Source organism: Streptomyces sp. NBC_00038, assembly GCF_026343635.1.
Classification (GTDB): Bacteria; Actinomycetota; Actinomycetes; order Streptomycetales; family Streptomycetaceae; genus Streptomyces.
The window spans coordinates 2074623-2095638 of sequence record NZ_JAPELQ010000001.1 but is presented as its reverse complement, the minus strand read 5'-3'; the positions used below and the strand labels follow the sequence as shown (position 1 = coordinate 2095638).

The following is a 21016-nucleotide window of genomic DNA, read 5'->3' as shown; positions in this document are numbered from 1 at the left end:
GTATAGTCATGCCATCAAGGAGGAGGGTTCCATGGCGGTACGTGCGGCAGTGGCGGGAGCGAGTGGGTACGCGGGCGGGGAACTGCTGCGGCTGCTCCTGGTGCACCCTGAGATCGAGATCGGCGCTCTGACCGGCAACTCCAATGCCGGCCAGCGCCTGGGCGCGCTCCAGCCGCATCTGCTGCCGCTCGCCGGTCGCGTCCTTGAGGAGACCACCCCGGAGGTCCTCGCCGGCCACGACGTCGTGTTCCTCGCGCTGCCGCACGGGCAGTCCGCCGCCGTCGCCGAGCGGCTGGGCCCGGATGTCCTGGTCGTCGACATGGGAGCCGACTTCCGGCTGAAGGACCCGGCCGACTGGGAGAAGTTCTACGGCTCCGCGCACGCCGGGACCTGGCCGTACGGCCTCCCCGAACTGCCGGGTGCCCGCGCGGCGCTGGAGGGGTCCAAGCGCATCGCGGTACCCGGTTGCTACCCCACGGCCACCTCGCTGGCGCTCTTCCCGGCGTACGCGGCGGGCCTCGCGGAGAACGAGGCCGTGATCGTCGCCGCCTCGGGGACCTCGGGGGCCGGCAAGGCGCCCAAGGCGCACCTCCTCGGCAGCGAGGTCATGGGCTCCATGTCCCCGTACGGCGTCGGCGGCGGCCACCGGCACACCCCCGAGATCATCCAGAACCTCGGCGCCGCCGCGGGCGAGCCCGTCACCGTGTCCTTCACGCCGACCCTCGCCCCGATGCCGCGCGGCATCCTCGCCACCTGCAGCGCCAAGGCGAAGCCCGGCGTCACCGCCGAGTCCGTACGGGCCGTATACGAGAAGGCGTACGCGGACGAGCCGTTCGTACACCTGCTTCCGGAGGGCCAGTGGCCCGCGACGGCGTCTGTCTACGGTTCCAACGCCGTTCAGGTGCAGGTCGCCTTCGACGCCGCCGCACACCGCATCATCGCGATCAGCGCCATCGACAACCTCACCAAGGGCACCGCGGGCGGTGCCGTCCAGAGCATGAACATCGCCCTCGGGCTTCCCGAGGACATGGGTCTTTCCACGATCGGAGTCGCACCGTGAGTGTCACGGCAGCAAAGGGATTCACGGCTGCGGGGATTGCCGCCGGGATCAAGGAGAACGGCAACCCCGACCTGGCCCTCGTGGTCAACAAGGGGCCCCGTCCGGCCGCCGCGGGCGTCTTCACCTCCAACCGCGTGAAGGCCGCGCCGGTGCTGTGGTCCGAGCAGGTCCTCAAGGGTGGCCGGGTGACCGCCGTCGTCCTCAACTCCGGTGGCGCCAACGCCTGTACGGGGCCGAAGGGCTTCCAGGACACGCACGCGACCGCCGAGAAGGTGGCCGAAACCCTCGGGCTGAACGCGGCCGAGGTCGCCGTCGCCTCGACCGGCCTCATCGGCATCCTGCTCCCGATGGACAAGCTGCTCACCGGAGTTGAGACGGCGGCCGCGTCCCTCAGCGAGCACGGCGGCGAGAAGGCGGCCATCGCCATCAAGACCACCGACAGCGTCCACAAGACCTCCGTGGTCACCGGCGACGGCTGGACCGTCGGCGGTATGGCGAAGGGCGCCGGCATGCTCGCCCCCGGCCTCGCCACCATGCTCGTGGTCCTGACGACGGACGCCGACGTCGAGAGCGACGTACTGGACAAGGCGCTGCGGGCGGCCACGAAGGTCACCTTCGACCGCGTCGACTCCGACGGCTGCATGTCGACCAACGACACCGTGCTGCTGCTGGCCTCCGGTGCGTCCGAAGTCACCCCGGACCACGAGGAGTTCGCGGAGGCCGTACGGAAGGTCTGCGACGACCTCGGTCAGCAGCTCATCCGGGACGCCGAGGGCGCGAGCAAGGACATCAAGGTCGAGGTCGTGAACGCCGCGACCGAGGACGACGCCGTCGAGGTGGGCCGCTCCATCGCCCGCAACAACCTCCTCAAGTGCGCGATCCACGGCGAGGACCCCAACTGGGGCCGCGTCCTGTCCGCCATCGGCACCACTCAAGCCGCCTTCGAGCCGGACCAGTTGAACGTCGCCATCAACGGCGTCTGGGTCTGCAAGAACGGCGGCGTCGGCGAGGACCGCGAGCTCGTCGACATGCGCTACCGCGAGGTCCACATCGTCGCCGACCTCGCCGCCGGCAGTGAGACCGCAACGATCTGGACCAACGACCTCACCGCGGACTACGTCCACGAGAACAGCGCGTACTCGTCATGAGCACTACTCGTAAGCACACCGCGCTGCCCAAGGCCCAGATCCTCATCGAGGCGCTGCCCTGGCTGACCCGGCACCAAGGCAAGACCGTCGTCGTCAAGTTCGGCGGCAACGCCATGATCGACGAGGAGTTGAAGGCCGCCTTCGCGCAGGACATCGTCTTCCTGCACCATGCCGGCCTCAAGCCCGTCGTCGTGCACGGCGGTGGCCCGCAGATCAGCGCCGCCCTCGACCGGCATGGCATCGTCAGCGAGTTCAAGGCGGGCCTGCGGGTCACGACCGAGGACGCCATGGACGTCGTACGCATGGTCCTTGCCGGACAGGTGCAGCGTGAGCTGGTCGGGCTGCTCAACCAGCACGGGCCGCTCGCCGTCGGCATGACCGGCGAGGACGCGCACACCATCACCGCCACCAAGCACCAGCCCGAGATCGACGGCGAGTTGATCGACATCGGGCGGGTCGGCGAGATCACCGCGATCGACACGGGCGCCATCGAGGCGCTGCTCTCCGACGGCCGTATCCCGGTCGTCTCCTCTATCGCCCGCTCCCAGGACGACGGACATGTCTACAACGTCAATGCTGATACGGCGGCTGCGGCACTCGCTGCGGCGCTGGGTGCCGAAACCCTGATGGTCCTCACCGACGTCGAGGGTCTCTACGAGGACTGGCCGAACAGCGATGAGGTGATCAGCCGCCTCACCGCCTCCCAGCTGGAGAAGCTGCTGCCCGAGCTGGCCAGCGGCATGGTGCCGAAGATGGAGGGCTGTCTGCACGCCGTCCGCAACGGCGTCACCACCGCCCGCGTCATCGACGGCCGGGTCCAGCACTCGATCCTGCTGGAGATCTTCACCGACGAGGGGATCGGCACGATGGTCGTGCCGGACGACGGGACCGAGGGGGACGCGTGACCGCCAATCAGGAGCTCACCCAGCGCTGGCAGGGCTCACTCATGGACAACTACGGCACCCCGCGGCTGCCCCTCGTACGCGGTGAGGGCACCAGGCTGTGGGATGCCGACGGCAAGGAGTACCTCGACTTCGTCGGCGGTATCGCGGTCAACGCGCTCGGGCACGCCCACCCGGCGATCGTCGAGGCGGTCAGCAAGCAGATCGGCTCGCTCGGCCATGTCTCGAACCTCTTCGTCGCCGAGCCGCCCGTCGCGCTCGCCGAACGGCTGCTCCAGCTCTTCGGGCGGGACGGCCGGGTGTACTTCTGCAACTCCGGTGCCGAGGCCAACGAGGGCGCGTTCAAGATCGGGCGGCTGACCGGCCGCAAACACATGGTGGCGACCCAGGGCGGCTTCCACGGCCGGACCATGGGTGCACTCGCGCTCACGGGCCAGCCCGGCAAGCGGGAGCCGTTCCTGCCGCTGCCCGGTGACGTCACGCATGTCCCGTACGGCGACGCGCAGGCGCTGGCCGAAGCGGTCACCGAGGACACCGCACTGGTGATCATCGAGCCGGTGCAGGGCGAGAACGGCGTGGTCGTGCCCCCGGTCGGCTATCTGAAGGCCGCCCGCGCGATCACCGCCGCGAACGGCGCGCTCCTCGTCCTGGACGAGGTGCAGACCGGCGTCGGCCGTACCGGATCGTGGTTCGCGTACCAGGCGCACGAGGGTGTCCTGCCCGACGTCGTCACACTCGCGAAGGGTCTCGGCGGCGGGCTGCCGCTCGGCGCGACCGTCGCCTTCGGCCGGGCCGCCGAGCTGCTGAAGCCGGGCCACCACGGCACGACCTTCGGCGGCAATCCCGTCGTCTGCGCCGCCGGACTCGCCGTACTCGACACGATCGCGTCCGAGGGACTCCTCGAGAACGTGAAGCGCACCAGCGAGAAACTGCGGGACGGAATCGAGTCACTCGGGCACCCGTTGATCGACCATGTCCGGGGTGCGGGCCTGCTCCTGGGTATCGTGCTCACCGAGCCGCTCGCACCGCAGGTGCAGCAGGCGGCTCAGGACGCCGGTCTCCTGGTCAACGCGCCCGCCCCCGATGTCGTACGGCTGATGCCGCCGCTGAACCTCGGCGACGACGAAGTGGACGCTTTCCTCCAGGCCTTGCCCGGAGTCCTGCACGCGGTCAACGGGGAAGGACGATCCGGGGAATGAGACGACGATGAGTCAGGCGCAGGACCACGAGCACGCAGGGCCTGCCGTACCGCAGACCCGCACCGCACGCCACCGCCGGATCGTGGACATCCTCAACCGGCAACCGGTGCGCTCCCAGAGCCAGTTGGCGAAGCTTCTCGCCGACGACGGGCTGAACGTCACTCAGGCGACGCTCTCCCGGGATCTGGACGAGCTGAACGCGGTGAAGATCCGCAACAACGACGGCGACCTGATCTACGCGGTGCCGAGCGAGGGGGGATTCCGTACCCCCCGTGCGCCGCTGGGGGAGTCGGCGAAGGAGGAGCGGATGCGTCGGCTGTCCTCGGAGCTGCTGATCTCCGCGGAGGCTTCGGCGAACCTCGTGGTGCTGCGGACCCCTCCGGGGGCTGCGCAGTTTCTGGCCTCGGCGATCGATCAGGCCGAGCTGCAGGACATTCTCGGGACGATCGCAGGGGACGACACGTTGCTGCTGATCAGTCGGGAGCCTGCCGGGGGGCAGGCGTTGGCCGACCACTTGTTGCGGTTGGCTCAGAACAATCACTGACGTGTGCGACGTTGGAGGCGCGCCCCGGATCGGGGTGCGCCTCTGGCGTTTCGGGTGCGGACCCGTTGTGGTTGCTCGCGCAGTTCCCCGCGCCCCTGACGGGGCGCTCCAATTCACCCGAGACGTTGAGCCAAGCCCCCCGTACACCTGACCTCGTCCCCCGCCGTGATCAGCAGGGCCTCGACGTCGGGGAGTGACTCCAGCCAGTCCAGGGCCTGTCGGGAGCCCATCGCGAAAGCCGCCGTGGCCCAGGCGTCCGCCCAGGTCAGGCGGGGGCCCACCACCGTCACGGCGACCAGGTCGGTGACGGCGGACTTGCCGGTGCGGGGGTCGACGATGTGGGCGCCGCGTTCGGCGGTGCCGGAGGTGGCGACGGCGAGTTCGTCGGCGCCGGCCGCGGAGACCACGGCGGCGAGTGAACCGGGGCGGAGCGGATCCGCCACGCCGACCCGCCACGGCCGCTGCGGTCCGGGCACACCGCACAACTGGACGTCGCCGCCGCCGTTCACGCTGACGCCGCTCGCCCCGGCCACGGTGAGATGCCGGGCCACGCGCTCGGTCGACCAGCCCTTCACCAGACCGGTCGGGTCCAGCTGTCCTTCGTACGTCGTGCTGAACCAGCCCTCGCTCAGCCGCTCCGCCTCGGCGCACAGGTCGAGTACCTCGGCGACCTCCGGATCGCACTCGGCGACCGTCAGCTCACCGCGCGCGAGACGCGAGATCTGGCTGTCCTCGCGGTAGGTGCTGAACACCTCGTTCACCCGGTGGAGTTGGGCGATCGCCTCCTCCAACGCGGTCTGGACGGCGGCCGGTTCGCCGCCGCGTACGTCGAAAGAGAAGACGGTGCCCATGACCTCCTCCACGTGGCGCAGCGCGGGAGGGGCCTCCGCAGGGTCAGGCACCGGCCTTGTCCAGGGCGGACTGGAGGGACTTCTTGTAGCCGGCGCTGGTGTAGGTAGCTCCGGAGACGGCGTCGATGTCGGCGCTTTGGGTGGCTGCGGCCGCTTGGTTGAGCTTCGGTATGGCATTGCCGGTCACCTCCGTGCTCTGTCCCCCGCTGGGTGCCTGGATGGCCTCGGCCTTGGAGATCGTGGTGCCGTTCAGGGTGAGGCGGACCTGGACGGGACCGTACTGGGTCTGGACGACGTCGCCGTCGACGGTCTGGCCCTCCGGGGCGGGGGCCTCGGACGACGCCGCCGGCGGCTGGGACGGCGATGCGGACGACTCCGCCGGGGCCGGGGCGCTTTCGGCGGCCTGGTCGAGGGCGGACTGGAGGGACTTCTTGTAGCCGGCGCTGGTGTAGGTCGCTCCGGAGACTGCGTCGATGTCGGCGGTGCCCGCGGCGACGGCCGCCTGGTTGAGTTTCGGTACGGCGTCCTCGGTGACCGTGGTGCTCTGGCCGCCGCTGGGTGCCTGGACCGCCTCGGCCTTGGTGATCTTGTCGCCGCTGAGCGTGAGGCGGACCTGGACGGGCCCGTACTGGGTGTCGGCCACGCTTCCGGTGACCGTACGGGCGCCGGAAGCCGCCTGCTCCGAGCCGCCCTGCGGCGACTCCTGCCCGGCCGCCGGCGGCTGGGCCGCTCCGCCCTGCGCCGAAGCGGAGGCCGGATCGGACCCCGGCTTCAGAGCAAGCAGCAGGACGATCCCGGACACGGTGGCGGCGGTTGCGAGCACGACACGCCTGAGGGGATGGCTCTTCTTCATTGCTCCTGACTCCCGTCGCTCACATCTCGAACGACTCGTGATGGATGCGGCGGGCGGGGACTCCCGCGCCGCGCAGTGCTTCGTACACCTGCTGTGCGAAACCGGGCGGCCCGCACATGAAGACGTCATGGCTCTCGATGTCCGGCAGCTTCCGGCGCAGGCTGTCCGCCGAGATGTCCGGGCGCTCCCCGTCGGGGCTGTTCACCGCGTACATCAGCCGGGCCCCGCGCTCCTTGGAGATGACCGCCAACTCGTCCCACAGGGCCAGGTCCTGGGTGCTGTTCGCCCGGTAGAGCAGCGTGAGGTCACCGGAGGCGCCGGGCAGGGTCTCGAACAGCGCCCGCATCGGAGTGATGCCGACGCCGCCGGCCACCAGCAGCACCTTTCCGCGGCTGCGCTTGGACGCCGTCAGCGCGCCGTAGGGGCCCTCGGCCCAGACCCGGGTGCCCGGCTCCAGCTCGCGCAGCGCGGCGCTGTGGTCGCCGATCGCCTTGACGGTGACGCGCAGCATGTTGGGGCGGGGCGCCGCGGACAGCGAGTACGGGTGGGAACTGAACCGCATCCCCGGCGCCAGGAAGCGCCAGCGGAAGAACTGTCCGGCCTCGGCACCCATCCGGTGCAGCTTCCGCCCGCTGATCAGCACCGACACGATCCCCGGCGCCTCCTCGATGACCGCCTCGACCCGCATCCGGTGCCGCATGTTCAGCCGGATCGGCACGATCACCCGGTACCAGAGCACCAGCGCGGTGACCGTTCCGTACAGCCCGTACCAGGCCGTCGTCGCGGCGGGCTGGACGGCGAAGTCGTTGCCGGTGGTGAGCTGATGCCAGAACGACAGGTACACGGCGGCATAGGTGAGCAGGTGGATGTGGTACCAGGTGTCGTACGGCAGCCTGCGGCGCACCGGGCCGATGGATAGCAGGCCGATGACCAGCAGCAGACCCGCGCCGATCGCGGCCTTGCCCATGTCGGGCAGCTGGTTGATCGAGTCGATGGTCTGCTGGACGATGTCGGCGAAGGTCCGGCCGGACTGGAGTGCGTAGCCGTACATCGTCAGGACGAGATGCGCGAGGACCAGACAGAGCGTGTAGCGGCCGCTCATCGCATGCCAGCGGGCCACCCGGTCTGAGCCCACCCGGCGCTCCAGAGCGGGCACCCTGGCCATCTGCAGCACCACGAGCGCCATCAGGTACCCGGCCAACAGGCCTGTGATCCGGCCCGCGTTGATCATCCTGCTGGTGTGGTCCGCGATGGACGGGGTGTTGCTCCACCACAGCCAGATGACCCCGGCCGCACCCGCCCAGACGGCGAGCAGCAGCGGGACGGCAGGGGAGCGGCGCGGGCGGATACGGCGCATGGTCTGGCGCCGCGCGGCGCGGCCACCGGCGATCGTGGACACGGTTCCTCCGTGGTCGTCCGTGGGGACGGGGCAGGGGGTGGGTCCCCCTTGGCCCAGAGGTACGTGGCGCGACGGCGGAGTGTTCAACGGGCTGCTGAGTCCACTGAGACCTGGAGAAACAGGCGGCGCTTTAGGGGCGCGGGGAACTGCGCGACCAGCCACAGCGGTCCCGCGGTCAACAACGGTCCCCGACCGAAACGGCGCCTAGTAGCGGGTGATGGCGGTCGCCCCGCGCTCCGTGCCGATCGCGATGTGCGGCCTCCGCGCCGGATCGGCCCACTTCACGATCCGCCGCATCGCATCCCCGGGCACCGACACACAACCGGCCGTCGCCCCACGCCCGTTGACATGCAGGAAGATGCCGGCGCCGCGCCCCCGTACCGGCCGCTCGTAGTTGAACCCGATGACGAGGGCGTACGCGTACTGCGTGGGGTACGCGATCAGGTGCTCGGACTCCGCGGCGCGGCAGTCGGAGGCACGGGGCTCGGTCCACCGGTTGTACGCGCGGGAGTTGTTGTCCTGGCACCACCAGGACTTCTGGTGAACCCGCCGGTACGGGGCCTTGGTCCCGCCGGGCGCGGCCTTGATCCCGAACGCGTACGGGAGCTCGTAAAGACCGGTGGGTGTCGTGTTCGTCCCCTGCCGGCGCGAGCCTCCCTCGACCAGCCCCTTGGCACCGAAGCGCGCGGCCACCGAACCGGCCTTCACCCACCGCCCGTCGCGCCGGTCCCACCAGGTGACGGTCCCCTTCGTCGAGGACGTACGCGAGGCCTGCGCGGTGATGAGCTGGGTGCCGCCGCCGGTGTCCGCCATCCGTTCGGGAAGGGGAGGCGGGCCGCTCGGGGCCACGGCCATGGTGAGGAGGGACGCGGACACGAGGAGGACGGCGGCACCGGGACGCATGGACCGGACGCTACGGGGAGCCGGCGGTCGGGGCAGCCCGGGTGGGCCGTCCAGGCGCCGTCCGTCGGTGTGCAGACGGATTCCGGGCCGCCCGTACGGGTGCCCGGAATCCGCGGTGTCCACGGGGTCGGCTATTACGGACCCAGCGGGTTGAGAAGAGTCGCCCTGCCCTCGAAGGCGTACAGCAGGAGGTCGGTCATGTCGAAGAGGCCCTGGGTCTTCCTTGCCGGGTCGGGAGTGAGGAAGGGCCGCCAGAACGGATCGCGGACGATGGAGTACCGGCTGCCTTCGATGGCTCGGTGGAACACCTCGGCGACGATGCGCCCGCCGACGCCGGTCAGCCGGCCGCCACCGTTCACTTCGGCCTCGCGAAGGATGTAGAACCACAGCGGGCAGTTGTTGACGAGCTTCTCCTTGAGCGCGTCGGAGATCTGGACTCCGCCGGGGCGGTTGTCGAAGTCGGACGGGAGCAGCGGCTTCACGCCGAGTTGCTCGGCCATCTGCTGGCCCGTCGCGAGACTCAGCATGTTGGCCCGGGTGAGGTTCCGGAACGCCAGGTTCAGCTCGGCGGCGTCGATCGGAGGCTGTCCGCGACCGCCGAAGGAGCCGAGCGGCAGGTCGGCCAGCGGGTTGACCAGCAGGGTGTCGATGCGCTTCGCGACGTTGAACTGCGCGTCGGTCACGCCGAGGTCCTCGCGTCCGCCCGCGCGGAAGTCGAACAGGCGCCGGAAGTCGGCGATCCAGTTGGTGGGAAGGTGCTCGAAGCTGCCGGCCTCGGGGTCCGTGGTGTCGGCCGGCGGTGGCGAGAGGATGCCGCTGGTGCCGGTGAAGCGGAACAGGAGCGGCAGTGTGCCCCTGCCGTTGTCGAAGACCCTGTTCCAGTTGTAGGCGCCCCGCACCATGCTGTGGCCGAGACGGTAGGCGGCCACGGAGAACTCGATCGGCATCGTCGGGTGTTCCTGGTCCTGTGCCGACGGTTCGAAGTACGTGCGGCCCTTGGTGAAGACCTCGTCGAGGATGGCGCTGTCGACGATCCTCGGGAGGAAGTCGTGGCGGACCATCCACTGGTAGTGCTTGACGACCGCCTCTCGAGCCGACTCGAAGAGAACGGCACTGGACACGCCCTTGTTGAGGAGGTCGGTCGCGAGCCGGTTGTGGAAGCGGATGAAGGCGGTGTGGATCTGGGCGACGACGAGGTTCTCGTCATTGCGCCCGTCCGGGATCAGCGGTCGGCGCCGCTCGGAGATCAGTGAGCCGATGCCCACGCGGGGCAGATCGAAGCCGGTGAGCGGAAGTCGGGTGATCTCGTCGCCGTCCACCAGGCCCTGGGTCGTGCCGGTCTTCAGCCGGATGCCGTCGTCCTCGTAGAACCGGCGGTCCAGGCGGTTCTCCGGCCCGAGGCCGTAGAGGCTGTCGAGGTCGAGAGCCGGTGAGCGTCCCTGGAGCAACTGCTGGACCGTGATGTCCTCGTCCAGTTGCACCGCCGTGGCGTCCAGGGTCAGGTCGTGGTCCACGAACTGACCGAGATAGGTGAAGCCCGCCGGCACCTTGGGGTTGTCGGAGTCGGGCTGTGCCTGGGTCCGGTCGGTCATCGCCTCGGCGAGTTCCTGACGGGTGGCCCGGTCGAGTAATTGAGTGTCCTCCGCCTGCTCGCCCAGCCGGGAGAACTGGAACTTGCGCAGTGCGGCGATGGTCGACGTCGGCGGCCGATGGGCCGGGCCGTCGGTCCCGGGGTCGGCGAGGATGCCCTCGCCGACAACGAAGAACGAGTTGCGGATATGCCGTTTGCTCTGAGGTTCGCGTGCGGCTCGGAACATTGGATCCCCCATCTGTTCCTGGTACTCACGCCCGGTGGGCGGTTTTGGCCGAGCGTAGGGGCTAAGACCGGCGGAAGGGAGAATTCCGTCAAATGGCACAACTATCGTGTCCATTAAGAAGATCGGCAAAACGTCCGGACTCCGACATCACGTACCTCAGTGGCGCAAGCTTCCCAAGTGGTGCGCGCTCAGGCTGGGGTGGGAGGCAGCGGCAGTGGCAGCCCGGGCAGGCCGTCCAAGCTTGTGGCGATGTGCTCCTTCTTCCCGAAGTACGCGTCGAGTGAGGCGTCGTCCTCGCGCGCGAAGCGCTTGCCGTGCAGATCGCGGTCCTCGTCGTACGACATGAAGGGAACCGCGTACCCGCAGGTGTCACGGACGAGTTCGGCCGTCACGACGATGATCGCGCGCAGACCGTGCTGGGTCGCATCGATGCCCGGGAAGCGGGCGAGCAGTTCCCCGAAGCGCGGGTCGTCCCGGAAGACGGGCTCGCCGCGGCCGTGCACGCGGACGATGTTCGGCGGCCCCTGGAAGGCGCACCACATGAGGGTGATCCGGCCGTTCTCCCGCAGATGGGCGATCGTCTCGGCATTGCTCCCGGCGAAGTCCAGGTACGCCACGGTCAGTTCGTCGAGCACCGCGAAGGAGCCGGTGAGCCCCTTGGGCGAGAGGTTGACCGTGCCGTCCCCGGACAGGGGTGCGGTCGCGGTGAAGAAGAGGGGCTGCGCCTCGATGAACGTACGCAGCCGACCGTCAATGCGCTCGTAAGTCTTTCCCATGTCTAACGATTATTGAGCAAGTTCCTTACTTTGTCTAAGGAATTACGGGTTCCGTGGCCGCCTGGGTCGGCGCTGCGGGACGGGGCGGCCACGGAGTCCGTTACTTGTTGAGGGCGCAGGTGGCCAGCGTGCCCAGGCCCTGGGGCTTGGCCGCGGTGCGGCCGATGGAGATGGCGATGCGGTCGATGGTGGCGACGCGCTTGTCGGCCAGCGGGCCGAGGATCGCGTTCTGGACGAAGTTGGGTCCGCCCTGGCCGACCGTGTTCACCAGCCGCGTGTTGGCCTCGTTGATCTGTGTGTTCAGCAGCGCCAGGTTGCGGTCGACCTCGGCCTTCGCGGAGGCGGGGATCGCCGGCAGGCGAGAGGCGACGTCCGGGCAGCTGATCGTGCCGACGGCGCCGGCCGCGGGTGCGGCGGTGTTCGCCGGTGCGCTCGCCGGAGTGCTGGCCGGCGGTGCGCTCGGCGTCGCGGCGGCGCCGCCTCCGGCCGCGTTCAGCGCGCACGGCGCGAGTGAGTCCAGGCCCACCGGCTTGGCGGCGGTGCGTCCGATCGCCGTCGCGATGCGGTTGATGGTGGCGACGCGCTTGTCCTTGAGGGGGCCGAGGATCGCGTTCTGGACGAAGTTGGCGCCGCCCTGGCCGACCGTGTCGACCAGTCTCTTGTTGGCCTCCGCGATCTGGGTGTTGAGCAGGGTGAGGTTGCGGTCGACCTCGGCCTTCGCGGAGGCGGGGATCGCGGGCAGGCTCGGCGCGACGGCCGGGCAGTTCACCGTGCCCGGGGACGCGGCCTTCGTGGTGGCGCTCTGGCCGCTGTTCTTGGAGGTCTCCCCGGCCAAGGCCGAGCCGGCGATCACCGCAGCGGACAACACCATCGCGGAGGCGCCACCGATCACGGCGATGCGGCGCTTGTTGTACTTCGGAAGAGCCCTGGACATGCGGAAGCCTCACTCGGGTCAGGGGCGGGGAGCCGCCCGGCGGTCGGCCGGGCGGAGTGCCTCTCGGTGTACGAACGCGGCGCCTGCGTCGGGGAGAGATACGGGAAAGCGGTTTCCCTTGTTCAAAGGGCGTTCAAAGAAATCCTGGGATCCGTTCACGGAGGCCCTGCCGCCCCGGCCCGCAATTGACGAATCATGCAGAGTCCTGCATACTCATGCATGTCAGCGAATGCACTGTAAGGAGAACCCCGTGGCCGAGCGCGTCGTACTCGCCTATTCAGGCGGTCTGGACACCTCCGTCGCCATCGGCTGGATCGCCGAGGAGACGGGCGCCGAGGTCATCGCCGTCGCGGTCGACGTCGGCCAGGGCGGCGAGGACCTGGACGTCATCCGCAAGCGCGCGCTCGCCTGCGGTGCCGTCGAGGCCGAGGTCGCGGACGCCAAGGACGAGTTCGCCGAGGAGTACTGCCTCCCGGCGATCAAGGCCAACGCCCTTTACATGGATCGCTACCCGCTGGTCTCCGCCCTGTCCCGGCCGACGATCGTCAAGCACCTCGTCGCCGCCGCCCAGAAGCACGGCGCCACCACGGTCGCGCACGGCTGCACCGGCAAGGGCAACGACCAGGTCCGCTTCGAGGCCGGCATCGTCGCTCTGGCCCCCGACCTCCAGTGCATCGCTCCGGTCCGTGACTACGCGATGACCCGCGACAAGGCGATCGCCTTCTGCGAGGCGAAGAACCTCCCGATCGCCACCTCCAAGAAGTCCCCCTACTCCATCGACCAGAACGTCTTCGGACGCGCCGTCGAGACGGGCTTCCTGGAGGACATCTGGAACGCGCCGATCGAGGACATCTACGAGTACACCTCGAACCCGGCCGAGGCCCGCGAGGCCGACGAGGTCGTTATCTCCTTCAAGGCGGGCGTCCCCGTCGCCATCGACGGCAAGCCCGTCACCGTCCTGCAGGCCATCCAGCAGCTGAACGAGCGGGCCGGCGCCCAGGGCATCGGGCGGATCGACATGGTCGAGGACCGCCTGGTCGGCATCAAGTCCCGTGAGGTGTACGAGGCTCCGGGCGCGATCGCCCTGATCACCGCCCACCAGGAACTGGAGAACGTCACCGTCGAGCGCGAACTCGCCCGCTACAAGCGGCAGGTCGAGCAGCGCTGGGGCGAACTGGTCTACGACGGCCAGTGGTTCTCGCCGCTCAAGCGCGCCCTCGACGGCTTCATCAACGAGGCCAACCAGCACGTCAACGGCGACATCCGGATGACCCTGCACGGCGGCCGCGCGGTCGTCACGGGCCGGCGCTCCGACACCTCGCTCTACGACTTCAACCTCGCCACGTACGACACGGGCGACTCGTTCGACCAGGCCGCGGCCAAGGGCTTCATCGACATCTACAGCCTGTCGTCGAAGATCGCGGCCCAGCGCGACCTGGCGTAGGTCTCGTCCGTACTAGCCTGACGACCGCCTCCTCACCCCCTCGGTGCGGAGGCGGTGGCACATCGACTTCTCTGAGGAGCAACGCAAGTGAGCAGCAACAGCGGTGACGTACGGCTCTGGGGCGGCCGTTTCGCCGACGGTCCCGCCGAGGCCCTGGCCAAGCTGTCCGCGTCGGTCCACTTCGACTGGCGCCTCGCGCCGTACGACATCGCCGGATCGCGTGCCCACGCGCGCGTGCTGCACAAGGCGGGCCTGCTCACCGAGGACGAGCTGACGCGCATGCTCGCGGGCCTCGACCGGCTCGAAGCGGATGTGGCATCAGGCGTCCTGGTCGGCACCATCGCCGACGAGGACGTTCATACGGCCCTGGAGCGCGGTCTGTTGGAGCGCATCGGCCCCGACCTCGGCGGCAAGCTCCGCGCGGGCCGTTCCCGCAACGACCAGGTCGCGACCCTCTTCCGGATGTACCTGCGCGACCACGCCCGCGTCATCGGCGGTCTGATCGCCGACCTCCAGGACGCCCTGGTCGGCCTGGCCGAGGCCCACCCGGACGTCGCGATGCCCGGCCGCACGCACCTCCAGCACGCCCAGCCGGTGCTCTTCGCGCACCATGTCCTCGCACACGCCCAGTCCCTGTCCCGGGACGCCGAGCGGCTGCGCCAGTGGGACGAGCGCACGGCGGTCTCCCCGTACGGCTCGGGCGCCCTGGCCGGTTCCTCGCTCGGCCTGGACCCGGAGGCGGTGGCGAAGGACCTGGGCTTCGAGCACGGCAGCGTGGGCAACTCCATCGACGGCACGGCCTCCCGCGACTTCGTCGCCGAGTTCGCCTTCATCACCGCGATGATCGGCGTGAACCTGTCCCGGATCGCCGAGGAGATCATCATCTGGAACACGAAGGAGTTCTCCTTCGTCACCCTCCACGACGCCTTCTCCACCGGCTCCTCGATCATGCCGCAGAAGAAGAACCCGGACATCGCCGAGCTGGCGCGCGGCAAGAGCGGCCGCCTCATCGGCAACCTGACCGGCCTGATGGCGACCCTCAAGGCCCTCCCGCTCGCGTACAACCGCGACCTCCAGGAGGACAAGGAGCCGGTCTTCGACTCCTGCGACCAGCTCGAAGTCCTGCTCCCCGCCTTCACCGGCATGATGGCGACCCTGACCGTCAACCGCGAGCGCATGGAGGAGCTGGCCCCGGCCGGCTTCTCGCTCGCCACCGACATCGCCGAGTGGCTCGTCAAGCAGGGTGTGCCGTTCCGCGTCGCGCACGAGGTCGCTGGCGAGTGCGTGAAGGCCGCCGAGGCCGACGGCATCGAACTGGACGGCCTGACCGACGAGCAGTTCGCGAAGATCTCCGCGCATCTGACCCCCGAGGTGCGCTCCGTCCTCAACGTCCACGGTGCCCTGGCCTCCCGTGATGGCCGCGGCGGTACGGCGCCGAGCGCGGTGGCGATCCAGCTGGCCGAGGTGAAGCAGGACGTGGCGGCCCAGCACGAGTGGGCCACGGCTAAGAACAAGCGGTGACTGTCAGGGGCGCGGGGAACTGCGCGACAAGCCACGACGCACCCGCAGTCTCCAAACCACCGCAACAACCCGAGCTCTGAAGCGAAGGTCATCGCGGGTTACGTTGGTCAGGAACCGTACCGGAGCCGACCCAACGGAGCCCGCGATGCCCTTCGCCCGACTGGCCACAGCAACGACCCCGACGTGCCACATCGGACTCGGCCTCGCCGCAGTCGGCCGCCCCGGCTACATCAACCTCGGCCGAGAGCACGACCTCGGAGAGAACCGCAGCGTCGAGACGCTGCGCGCCCGTACTCACGAACTCCTCGACGCCGCATACTTCCAGGGCGTCCGCTACTTCGACGCGGCCCGCTCCTACGGCCGCAGCGAGGAGTTCCTCGCCGACTGGCTGAACGCCCGCCCCGACATCGACGACATCGTCGTAGGCAGCAAGTGGGGCTACACCTACACCGCCGACTGGACCACCGACGCCGAGAAACACGAGGTCAAGGACCACAGCGTCCAGGCCTACGAGCGTCAGCGCAGCGAAACCGCCGGGCTGCTCGGCGACCGGCTCGACCTCTACCAGATCCACTCGGTGACCCCGGACAGCCCGGCCCTCACCGACAAGGAGCTCCACGCCAAGCTGGGCGACGCGGCCGCCGAGGGGCTCTCGATCGGCTTCTCCACCAGCGGGCCCGCCCAGGCCGACGCGATCCGTGCCGCGCTCGCCGTGACAGCCGACGGCGAGCCGCTCTTCCGTACCGTCCAGGCCACCTACAACGCGCTGGAGACCTCCGCCGCGCCCGCCCTCGCCGAAGCCCATGACGCCGGACTCACCGTGATCGTCAAGGAGGGCATGGCCAACGGACGCCTCGCGGCGGAGCACGCGCCGGGCGTTGTGCGGGACATCGCCGTGGAGACCGGGCTCGGCGCCGACGCGGTCGCCCTCGCTCTCGTCCTGCGGCAGCCCTGGGCCGGAGTCGTCCTCTCCGGCGCGGCCACCGTCAACCAGCTCGCCTCGAACCTGCACGCGGCGGTCGTCGACCTCGACGACGGTCAGCTGGCCCGGCTCGACGCACTGGCCGAGGAGCCGGCCGCCTACTGGGAGCGGCGCGGGCAGCTGCACTGGCACTGAGCACCTTGATCGGCCGTGAAGGGTGAGACCCGCACGGTTCTGGTGAGACATGGACGTCTCATATGGGTTATGGTTGTCTCATGGCCGTTGACCGCGAACACGTGCTGCGCAGCGCAGCCGCCCTGCTCACCCGGAAATCCACCGCCACCATGGACGAGGTCGCCAAGGCGGCCGGGATCAGCCGGGCCACGCTGCACCGCCAGTTCGCGGGGCGGGACGTGCTCGTCCGGGCTCTGGAGTCGCTCGGTATCGAGGAGTGCGAGGCGGCTCTGGAGGCCGCGCGCCTCGGCGACGGCAGTGCTCAGGACGCCGTCCGCCGTCTGGTGAAGGAGCTGGAGAAGGCGGCCGGTCTGCTCGCCTTCCTCTACACCGAGAACCAGCTGTTCGAGGGCGAGGAGCAGAACGAGGGCTGGGCCCGGATAGACGCGGGAATCGCCGCGCTGTTCCGGCGCGGTCAGGACAGCGGCGAGTTCCGTATCGATCTCACCCCGGCCTGGCTCACCGAGGCGCTCTACGGGCTCATGGCCTCGGGGGCGTGGGCCGTCACCGAGGGCCGGGTCGCCGCCAAGGACTTCCAATACATGATCGTCGAGCTGCTGCTCGGCGGTGCTCTGAGGAGAGAGGAATCATGACCAGCACCCTGCAGCCGGTATCCGTGGCGGAGGTGGAGAAGCGCCCGGGCCGCTGGCTGGCGCTCTCCGTCCTCGTCCTGGCCGTGCTGCTGGTGGCCGTCGACGCGACCGTCCTCGGCCTCGCCACCCCGTACATCAGCGAGGACCTGAAGCCGTCCGGGACGCAGCTCCTGTGGATCGGTGACGTCTACTCCTTCGTGATCGCGGGCCTGCTCGTCTCCATGGGCAGTCTCGGCGACCGCATCGGCCGCAAGAAGCTGCTCCTGATCGGCGCCACGGCGTTCGGTGCGATATCCGTGCTCAACGCCTACGCGACGACGCCCGAGATGCTGATCGTGGCGCGGGCGCTGCTCGGTGTCGCGGGCGCGACCCTGATGCCCGCCACGCTCGCCCTGATCCGCAACCTCTTCCACGACCCGCGCGAGCGCAGCCTCGCCATCGGCATCTGGGGCGCGACCGCCTCCGCCGGTACGGCGGTCGGTCCCGTGGTCGGCGGCTTCCTGCTCGAACACTTCTGGTGGGGCTCGGTCTTCCTGATCAACCTGCCCGTGATGGCCGTCCTCGTCCTCGTCGGCATCAAGCTGCTGCCGGAGTCGCGCAACCCGAACCCCGGCCCGTGGGACCTGACCAGCGTCGGCCTCTCACTCGTCGGAATGATCGGCATCGTCTACGCAGTGAAGGAGGCGGCCACACACGGCATCGAGTGGCAGGCGGTCACCGTGGGCCTGCTCGGTTCCGCCGCCCTCTACTGGTTCGTACGACGCCAACTCACGCTGCCCTCTCCGCTGTTGGACATGCGGCTGTTCCGCCACCGCGGCTTCTCCGGAGCCGTGCTCGCCGACCTCTTCACCATCCTCGGTCTGTCCGGGCTGGTCTTCTTCCTCTCGCAGTACCTGCAACTCGTGCAGGGCAGGGGCCCGTTCGAGGCCGGACTCGCCGAACTGCCCGCCGCGATAGGCGCGGTGGCGGCGGGTCTGATCGCGGGTACGGTCGCGCGGAGGTTCTCGGTGCGTGCCGTGGTCTCCGGCGGTCTCGCCGCGGTCGGCCTGGCGCTCGCCGCGCTCACCCTGCTCGACCGGTCCACCGGCTATCCGCTGCTCGGCGCCGCGCTGCTGGTCGTCGGCATCGGCGCGGGGTTCTCCTTCACCGTCACCGCCGACGTGATCCTCTCCAGTGTGCCCAAGGAGCAGGCGGGCGCCGCCTCCGCGGTCTCCGAGACGGCGTACGAACTCGGTGCCGCCCTGGGTATCGCGCTCCTCGGCTCGATCGTGACCAGCGTGTACGCGGAATTCACCGGCCCCGCCGGCACACCGGCCGAGGCCCACGAGTCGCTCGGCGGCGCCGTCGAGTCGGCGGCCGGGCTGCCCGCGGACACCGCGGCGGCCCTGATGGACTCGGCCCGCACCGCGTTCGTCGACGGGCTCACGCTCGCCGCCGGCATCGGGGCGATCGTGCTGCTCGTCACGGCCGCGGCGGCGTGGTTCCTGCTGCGGGGGCAGAAGCTGGAGGAGAGCGCCGAACACCCGTAGGCGCCGAACACCCCTGAGCGGACGCCGGCTTTAAGCCCGCTTTCGCCCTCACCTGATGGTCTTGGCTCCGTACCGGACGTCGTCCCACACGGCCGAAGGAGCCACTGACCATGACACGTCGTACCCGTAACTATGTCGCCGCCGCCATGCTGGCCGCGGCGGGCCTGGCCGGAGGCGGTGTCGCGATCGCCGCGGACGGTGCCGAGGCCTCGCCCGAGCGGACCCGCTTCGTCGTCGAGGAAGGCACCTCCGGCGCCGGGGTCGCCGACCACGACGACTGCCCGGAGAAGAACGGGACCGGCGGCACCGCCCCGTCCGACGCCGCCGAGGCGCTGTGACCGCCCACGAACGAGGGGTCGAGGACAAGCTCCTCGAAGAAGCCCTCTTCGAGGTCAAGCGAGTGATCGTCGGCCAGGACCGCATGGTGGAGCGGATGTTCACCGCGGTCCTGGCCCGCGGCCACTGCCTGCTGCAAGGCGTGCCGGGTGTCGCCAAGACACTCGCCGCGAAGACCCTCGCGCAGGTGGCCGGCGGACGGTTCTCCCGGCTGCAGTTCACCCCCGACCTCGTCCCCTCGGACATCACCGGCACCCGCGTCTACCGCCCGTCCCAGGAGACGTTCAGCGTCGAACCGGGCCCGGTCGTCGCCAACTTCGTGCTCGCCGACGAGATCAACCGAGCCCCCGCCAAGGTGCAGTCCGCGCTGCTCGAGGTGATGGGCGAGCAGCAGGTGACCATCGGCGGCACCACCATCCCCGTCCCCCAGCCGTTCCTCGTACTCGCCACCCAGAACCCCATCGAGTCCGAGGGTGTCTACCAACTCCCCGAAGCCCAGCGCGACCGCTTCCTGCTCAAGGTCGACATCACCACACCCAGCGAGTCCGAGGAGCTCGCGATCCTCTACCGGATGAGCGTCGACCCGCCGCGGGCGCGCCCCGTCCTCACCCCCGACCGGCTGATCGCGCTCCAACGCTCCGCGGACGAGGTGTTCGTGCACCACGCGGTCGCCGAGTACGCCGTACGCCTGGTCTGCGCGACCCGTGAACTCGCGGGCCCCGACCGCAGGTTGGCGCACGGCGCCGGCCCGCGCGCCACGCTCGGCCTGGTGGCGGCGGCCCGCGCGCTCGCCCTGCTGCGCGGCCGTGCCTACGTCCTCCCCGAGGACGTGCACGACCTGGCCCACGAGGTCGTCGCCCACCGCCTCGTACTGTCCTTCGACGCGCTCGCCGACGGTGTCACCGGGGCCGAGATCGTCGACGAGGTGCTGGCAGCGGTGGAGCAGCCGCGGATCAGCCCGCGCCAGGCCGCCTCGCGCCCGGAAGGGGAAGCGGCATGAGCGGCAGCCCGGAAAGGGGTGGCATCCCCGTGAACGCCGGTTCCCCGACCCTCCGCGAACTCACCCCCGAACAGGCCCTGAAACACCTGGAGTTGCTCTTCACCCGCCGCCCCGACGGCATCCTCCAGGGCGACCACCCGGGGCTGTTCCCCGGCCCGGGCAGCGAGCCGTCCGAGACCCGCCCGTACGTCATCGGCGACGACGTGCGCCGGATGGACTGGAACGCCACCGCGCGCACCACCGTCCCGCACGTCCGGCTCACCCTCGCCGACCGCGAACTCACCACCTGGATCGTCCTCGACGCCTCCGCGAGCATGGACTTCGGCACCGCCCGGATGGAGAAGCGCGACCTGGCCGTCGGCGCCGCCGCGTCCGTCGCCTTCCTCACCGAGCGGGCGGGCAACCGGCTCGGCGCACAGATCACGGGGCCGGGGGGCATCGTCCGGATCCCGCCCCGCACCGGCCGCCACCACCTGCTCACCGTCCTGCGCGCCGCACTCGACCGCCCCCGGGTGACACCGGGGACCGACGGGCGCGCCGCACTCGACCGCCCCCGGGTGACACCGGGGACCGACGGGCGCGCCGCACTCGACCGCCCCCGGGTGACACCGGGGACCGACGGGACCGCCCTCGCCGATGCCCTGCACTCGCTGCGCGCCCTGCCCGCCCGAGGTCTGGTCGCCGTGGTCTCCGACTTCCTGGAGGTCGGCTGGGAACAGCCGCTGCGGACCGTCGCACGCCGCCACCAGGTGCTCGCCGTCGAAACGGTCGACCCGCGGGAACTGGAGCTCCCCGACGTCGGACTGCTCACCGTCGTCGACCCCGAGACCGGCCGCAGACGTGAAATCCCCACCCATTCACGGAAGTTGCGCGAGCGGTACGCCGAAGCCGCGCTGGAACAACGGGCGTTGATCAAGGCGTCCATCCGTCGTGCGGGCGCGGCCCACCTCCGGCTGCGGACCGACCGGGACTGGGTGCGTGACGTCGTACGCCATGTCGAGAGCCGGCGGCGCCGTGCGGGAGGCGGCGCCGCGTGAACCGTATCTCCGTA

The 21016-nt window shown here is 70.1% G+C and carries 20 protein-coding genes; 13 read left to right on the top strand and 7 right to left on the bottom strand.

Going from position 1 to position 21016, the window contains the following annotated elements; genetic code table 11:
* The first annotated feature begins 31 nt into the window (after positions 1–31).
* The 5 genes from argC to OG219_RS09720 are packed head-to-tail and all read left to right on the top strand — an operon-like array spanning position 32 to position 4853.
* Complete coding sequence (argC, locus tag OG219_RS09740) at positions 32–1060, top strand: N-acetyl-gamma-glutamyl-phosphate reductase (protein ID WP_266824944.1); 1029 nt, start codon at positions 32–34, stop codon at positions 1058–1060.
* Entirely contained in the window at positions 1057–2208 is a 1152-nt protein-coding gene (gene argJ, locus OG219_RS09735; RefSeq protein WP_266824942.1) for a bifunctional glutamate N-acetyltransferase/amino-acid acetyltransferase ArgJ, read from the top strand. The genes argC and argJ overlap by 4 nt, the downstream gene beginning before the upstream one ends.
* A complete protein-coding gene (argB, locus tag OG219_RS09730) occupies positions 2205–3113 on the top strand; it encodes an acetylglutamate kinase (RefSeq protein WP_266824940.1) in 909 nt (302 codons plus the stop codon). The genes argJ and argB overlap by 4 nt, the downstream gene beginning before the upstream one ends.
* Positions 3110–4309, top strand: coding sequence for an acetylornithine transaminase (locus OG219_RS09725; protein ID WP_266824938.1), 1200 nt, complete (start codon positions 3110–3112; stop codon positions 4307–4309). The genes argB and OG219_RS09725 overlap by 4 nt, the downstream gene beginning before the upstream one ends.
* 7 nt (positions 4310–4316) lie before the next feature.
* Complete coding sequence (locus OG219_RS09720) at positions 4317–4853, top strand: arginine repressor (RefSeq protein WP_266824936.1); 537 nt, start codon at positions 4317–4319, stop codon at positions 4851–4853.
* A 113-nt stretch (positions 4854–4966) separates the two neighbouring features.
* Here OG219_RS09720 and OG219_RS09715 read toward each other — a convergent pair whose 3' ends face one another.
* From OG219_RS09715 to OG219_RS09685, 7 genes are all read right to left on the bottom strand, one after another.
* Complete coding sequence (locus tag OG219_RS09715; protein ID WP_266836046.1) at positions 4967–5704, bottom strand: FAD:protein FMN transferase; 738 nt, start codon at positions 5702–5704, stop codon at positions 4967–4969.
* 43 nt (positions 5705–5747) lie between these two features.
* Positions 5748–6557, bottom strand: a complete 810-nt coding sequence (locus OG219_RS09710) for an FMN-binding protein (RefSeq protein ID WP_266824934.1) — start codon at positions 6555–6557, stop codon at positions 5748–5750.
* Positions 6558–6576: 19 nt separating this feature from the next.
* Positions 6577–7914 (bottom strand): ferredoxin reductase family protein, encoded by a 1338-nt coding sequence (locus OG219_RS09705; RefSeq protein ID WP_266836045.1) that lies wholly within the window; start codon positions 7912–7914, stop codon positions 6577–6579.
* Positions 7915–8160: 246 nt separating this feature from the next.
* A complete protein-coding gene (locus OG219_RS09700) occupies positions 8161–8859 on the bottom strand; it encodes a L,D-transpeptidase (protein ID WP_266824932.1) in 699 nt (232 codons plus the stop codon).
* A 134-nt stretch (positions 8860–8993) separates the two neighbouring features.
* Positions 8994–10676, bottom strand: coding sequence for a heme peroxidase family protein (locus tag OG219_RS09695; protein WP_266824930.1), 1683 nt, complete (start codon positions 10674–10676; stop codon positions 8994–8996).
* Between the two features lie 188 nt (positions 10677–10864).
* Positions 10865–11452 carry a pyridoxamine 5'-phosphate oxidase family protein gene (locus OG219_RS09690; RefSeq protein ID WP_266824928.1) on the bottom strand — a complete coding sequence of 196 codons (588 nt, stop codon included), beginning with the start codon at positions 11450–11452 and terminating at the stop codon, positions 10865–10867.
* A gap of 100 nt (positions 11453–11552) precedes the next feature.
* Positions 11553–12386, bottom strand: a complete 834-nt coding sequence (locus OG219_RS09685) for a hypothetical protein (protein WP_266824926.1) — start codon at positions 12384–12386, stop codon at positions 11553–11555.
* Positions 12387–12636: 250 nt separating this feature from the next.
* Between OG219_RS09685 and OG219_RS09680 the strand changes: the two genes are divergently transcribed.
* The 8 genes from OG219_RS09680 (at position 12637) to OG219_RS09645 (ending at position 21002) form a co-directional block, all read left to right on the top strand.
* Positions 12637–13830 carry an argininosuccinate synthase gene (locus tag OG219_RS09680; protein ID WP_266824924.1) on the top strand — a complete coding sequence of 398 codons (1194 nt, stop codon included), beginning with the start codon at positions 12637–12639 and terminating at the stop codon, positions 13828–13830.
* Positions 13831–13917: 87 nt separating this feature from the next.
* Positions 13918–15351: an argininosuccinate lyase gene (gene argH, locus OG219_RS09675; RefSeq protein WP_266824922.1), complete on the top strand. Its 1434-nt coding sequence runs from the start codon at positions 13918–13920 to the stop codon at positions 15349–15351.
* 145 nt (positions 15352–15496) lie between these two features.
* The gene (locus OG219_RS09670; protein ID WP_266824920.1) at positions 15497–16468 is read left to right on the top strand and encodes an aldo/keto reductase; all 972 of its coding nucleotides are present in this window, start codon (positions 15497–15499) and stop codon (positions 16466–16468) included.
* 80 nt (positions 16469–16548) lie between these two features.
* Positions 16549–17100, top strand: coding sequence for a TetR/AcrR family transcriptional regulator (locus OG219_RS09665; protein WP_266824918.1), 552 nt, complete (start codon positions 16549–16551; stop codon positions 17098–17100).
* On the top strand, positions 17097–18629 hold the full coding sequence (locus OG219_RS09660; RefSeq protein WP_266824916.1) for an MFS transporter: 1533 nt from the start codon (positions 17097–17099) through the stop codon (positions 18627–18629). Before OG219_RS09665 ends, OG219_RS09660 begins: the two co-directional genes overlap by 4 nt.
* A gap of 110 nt (positions 18630–18739) precedes the next feature.
* The gene (locus tag OG219_RS09655; RefSeq protein WP_266824914.1) at positions 18740–18967 is read left to right on the top strand and encodes a hypothetical protein; all 228 of its coding nucleotides are present in this window, start codon (positions 18740–18742) and stop codon (positions 18965–18967) included.
* Positions 18964–19965, top strand: a complete 1002-nt coding sequence (locus tag OG219_RS09650) for a MoxR family ATPase (protein WP_266824912.1) — start codon at positions 18964–18966, stop codon at positions 19963–19965. Before OG219_RS09655 ends, OG219_RS09650 begins: the two co-directional genes overlap by 4 nt.
* Positions 19962–21002 (top strand): DUF58 domain-containing protein, encoded by a 1041-nt coding sequence (locus OG219_RS09645; RefSeq protein WP_266824910.1) that lies wholly within the window; start codon positions 19962–19964, stop codon positions 21000–21002. The genes OG219_RS09650 and OG219_RS09645 overlap by 4 nt, the downstream gene beginning before the upstream one ends.
* Positions 21003–21016: the final 14 nt, after the last annotated feature.

Excerpts from the sequence above, each read along its gene's own strand:
- argC (WP_266824944.1), top strand. The coding sequence starts at position 32 with ATGGCGGTACGTGCGGCAGTGGCGGGAGCGAGTGGGTACGCGGGCGGG.
- argB (WP_266824940.1), top strand. The coding sequence starts at position 2,205 with ATGAGCACTACTCGTAAGCACACCGCGCTGCCCAAGGCCCAGATCCTC.
- OG219_RS09720 (WP_266824936.1), top strand. The coding sequence starts at position 4,317 with ATGAGTCAGGCGCAGGACCACGAGCACGCAGGGCCTGCCGTACCGCAG.
- OG219_RS09715 (WP_266836046.1), bottom strand. The coding sequence starts at position 5,704 with ATGGGCACCGTCTTCTCTTTCGACGTACGCGGCGGCGAACCGGCCGCC.
- OG219_RS09710 (WP_266824934.1), bottom strand. The coding sequence starts at position 6,557 with ATGAAGAAGAGCCATCCCCTCAGGCGTGTCGTGCTCGCAACCGCCGCC.
- OG219_RS09705 (WP_266836045.1), bottom strand. The coding sequence starts at position 7,914 with ATGCGCCGTATCCGCCCGCGCCGCTCCCCTGCCGTCCCGCTGCTGCTC.
- OG219_RS09700 (WP_266824932.1), bottom strand. The coding sequence starts at position 8,859 with ATGCGTCCCGGTGCCGCCGTCCTCCTCGTGTCCGCGTCCCTCCTCACC.
- OG219_RS09695 (WP_266824930.1), bottom strand. The coding sequence starts at position 10,676 with ATGTTCCGAGCCGCACGCGAACCTCAGAGCAAACGGCATATCCGCAAC.
- OG219_RS09690 (WP_266824928.1), bottom strand. The coding sequence starts at position 11,452 with ATGGGAAAGACTTACGAGCGCATTGACGGTCGGCTGCGTACGTTCATC.
- OG219_RS09685 (WP_266824926.1), bottom strand. The coding sequence starts at position 12,386 with ATGTCCAGGGCTCTTCCGAAGTACAACAAGCGCCGCATCGCCGTGATC.
- OG219_RS09670 (WP_266824920.1), top strand. The coding sequence starts at position 15,497 with ATGCCCTTCGCCCGACTGGCCACAGCAACGACCCCGACGTGCCACATC.
- OG219_RS09665 (WP_266824918.1), top strand. The coding sequence starts at position 16,549 with ATGGCCGTTGACCGCGAACACGTGCTGCGCAGCGCAGCCGCCCTGCTC.
- OG219_RS09660 (WP_266824916.1), top strand. The coding sequence starts at position 17,097 with ATGACCAGCACCCTGCAGCCGGTATCCGTGGCGGAGGTGGAGAAGCGC.
- OG219_RS09655 (WP_266824914.1), top strand. The coding sequence starts at position 18,740 with ATGACACGTCGTACCCGTAACTATGTCGCCGCCGCCATGCTGGCCGCG.
- OG219_RS09645 (WP_266824910.1), top strand. The coding sequence starts at position 19,962 with ATGAGCGGCAGCCCGGAAAGGGGTGGCATCCCCGTGAACGCCGGTTCC.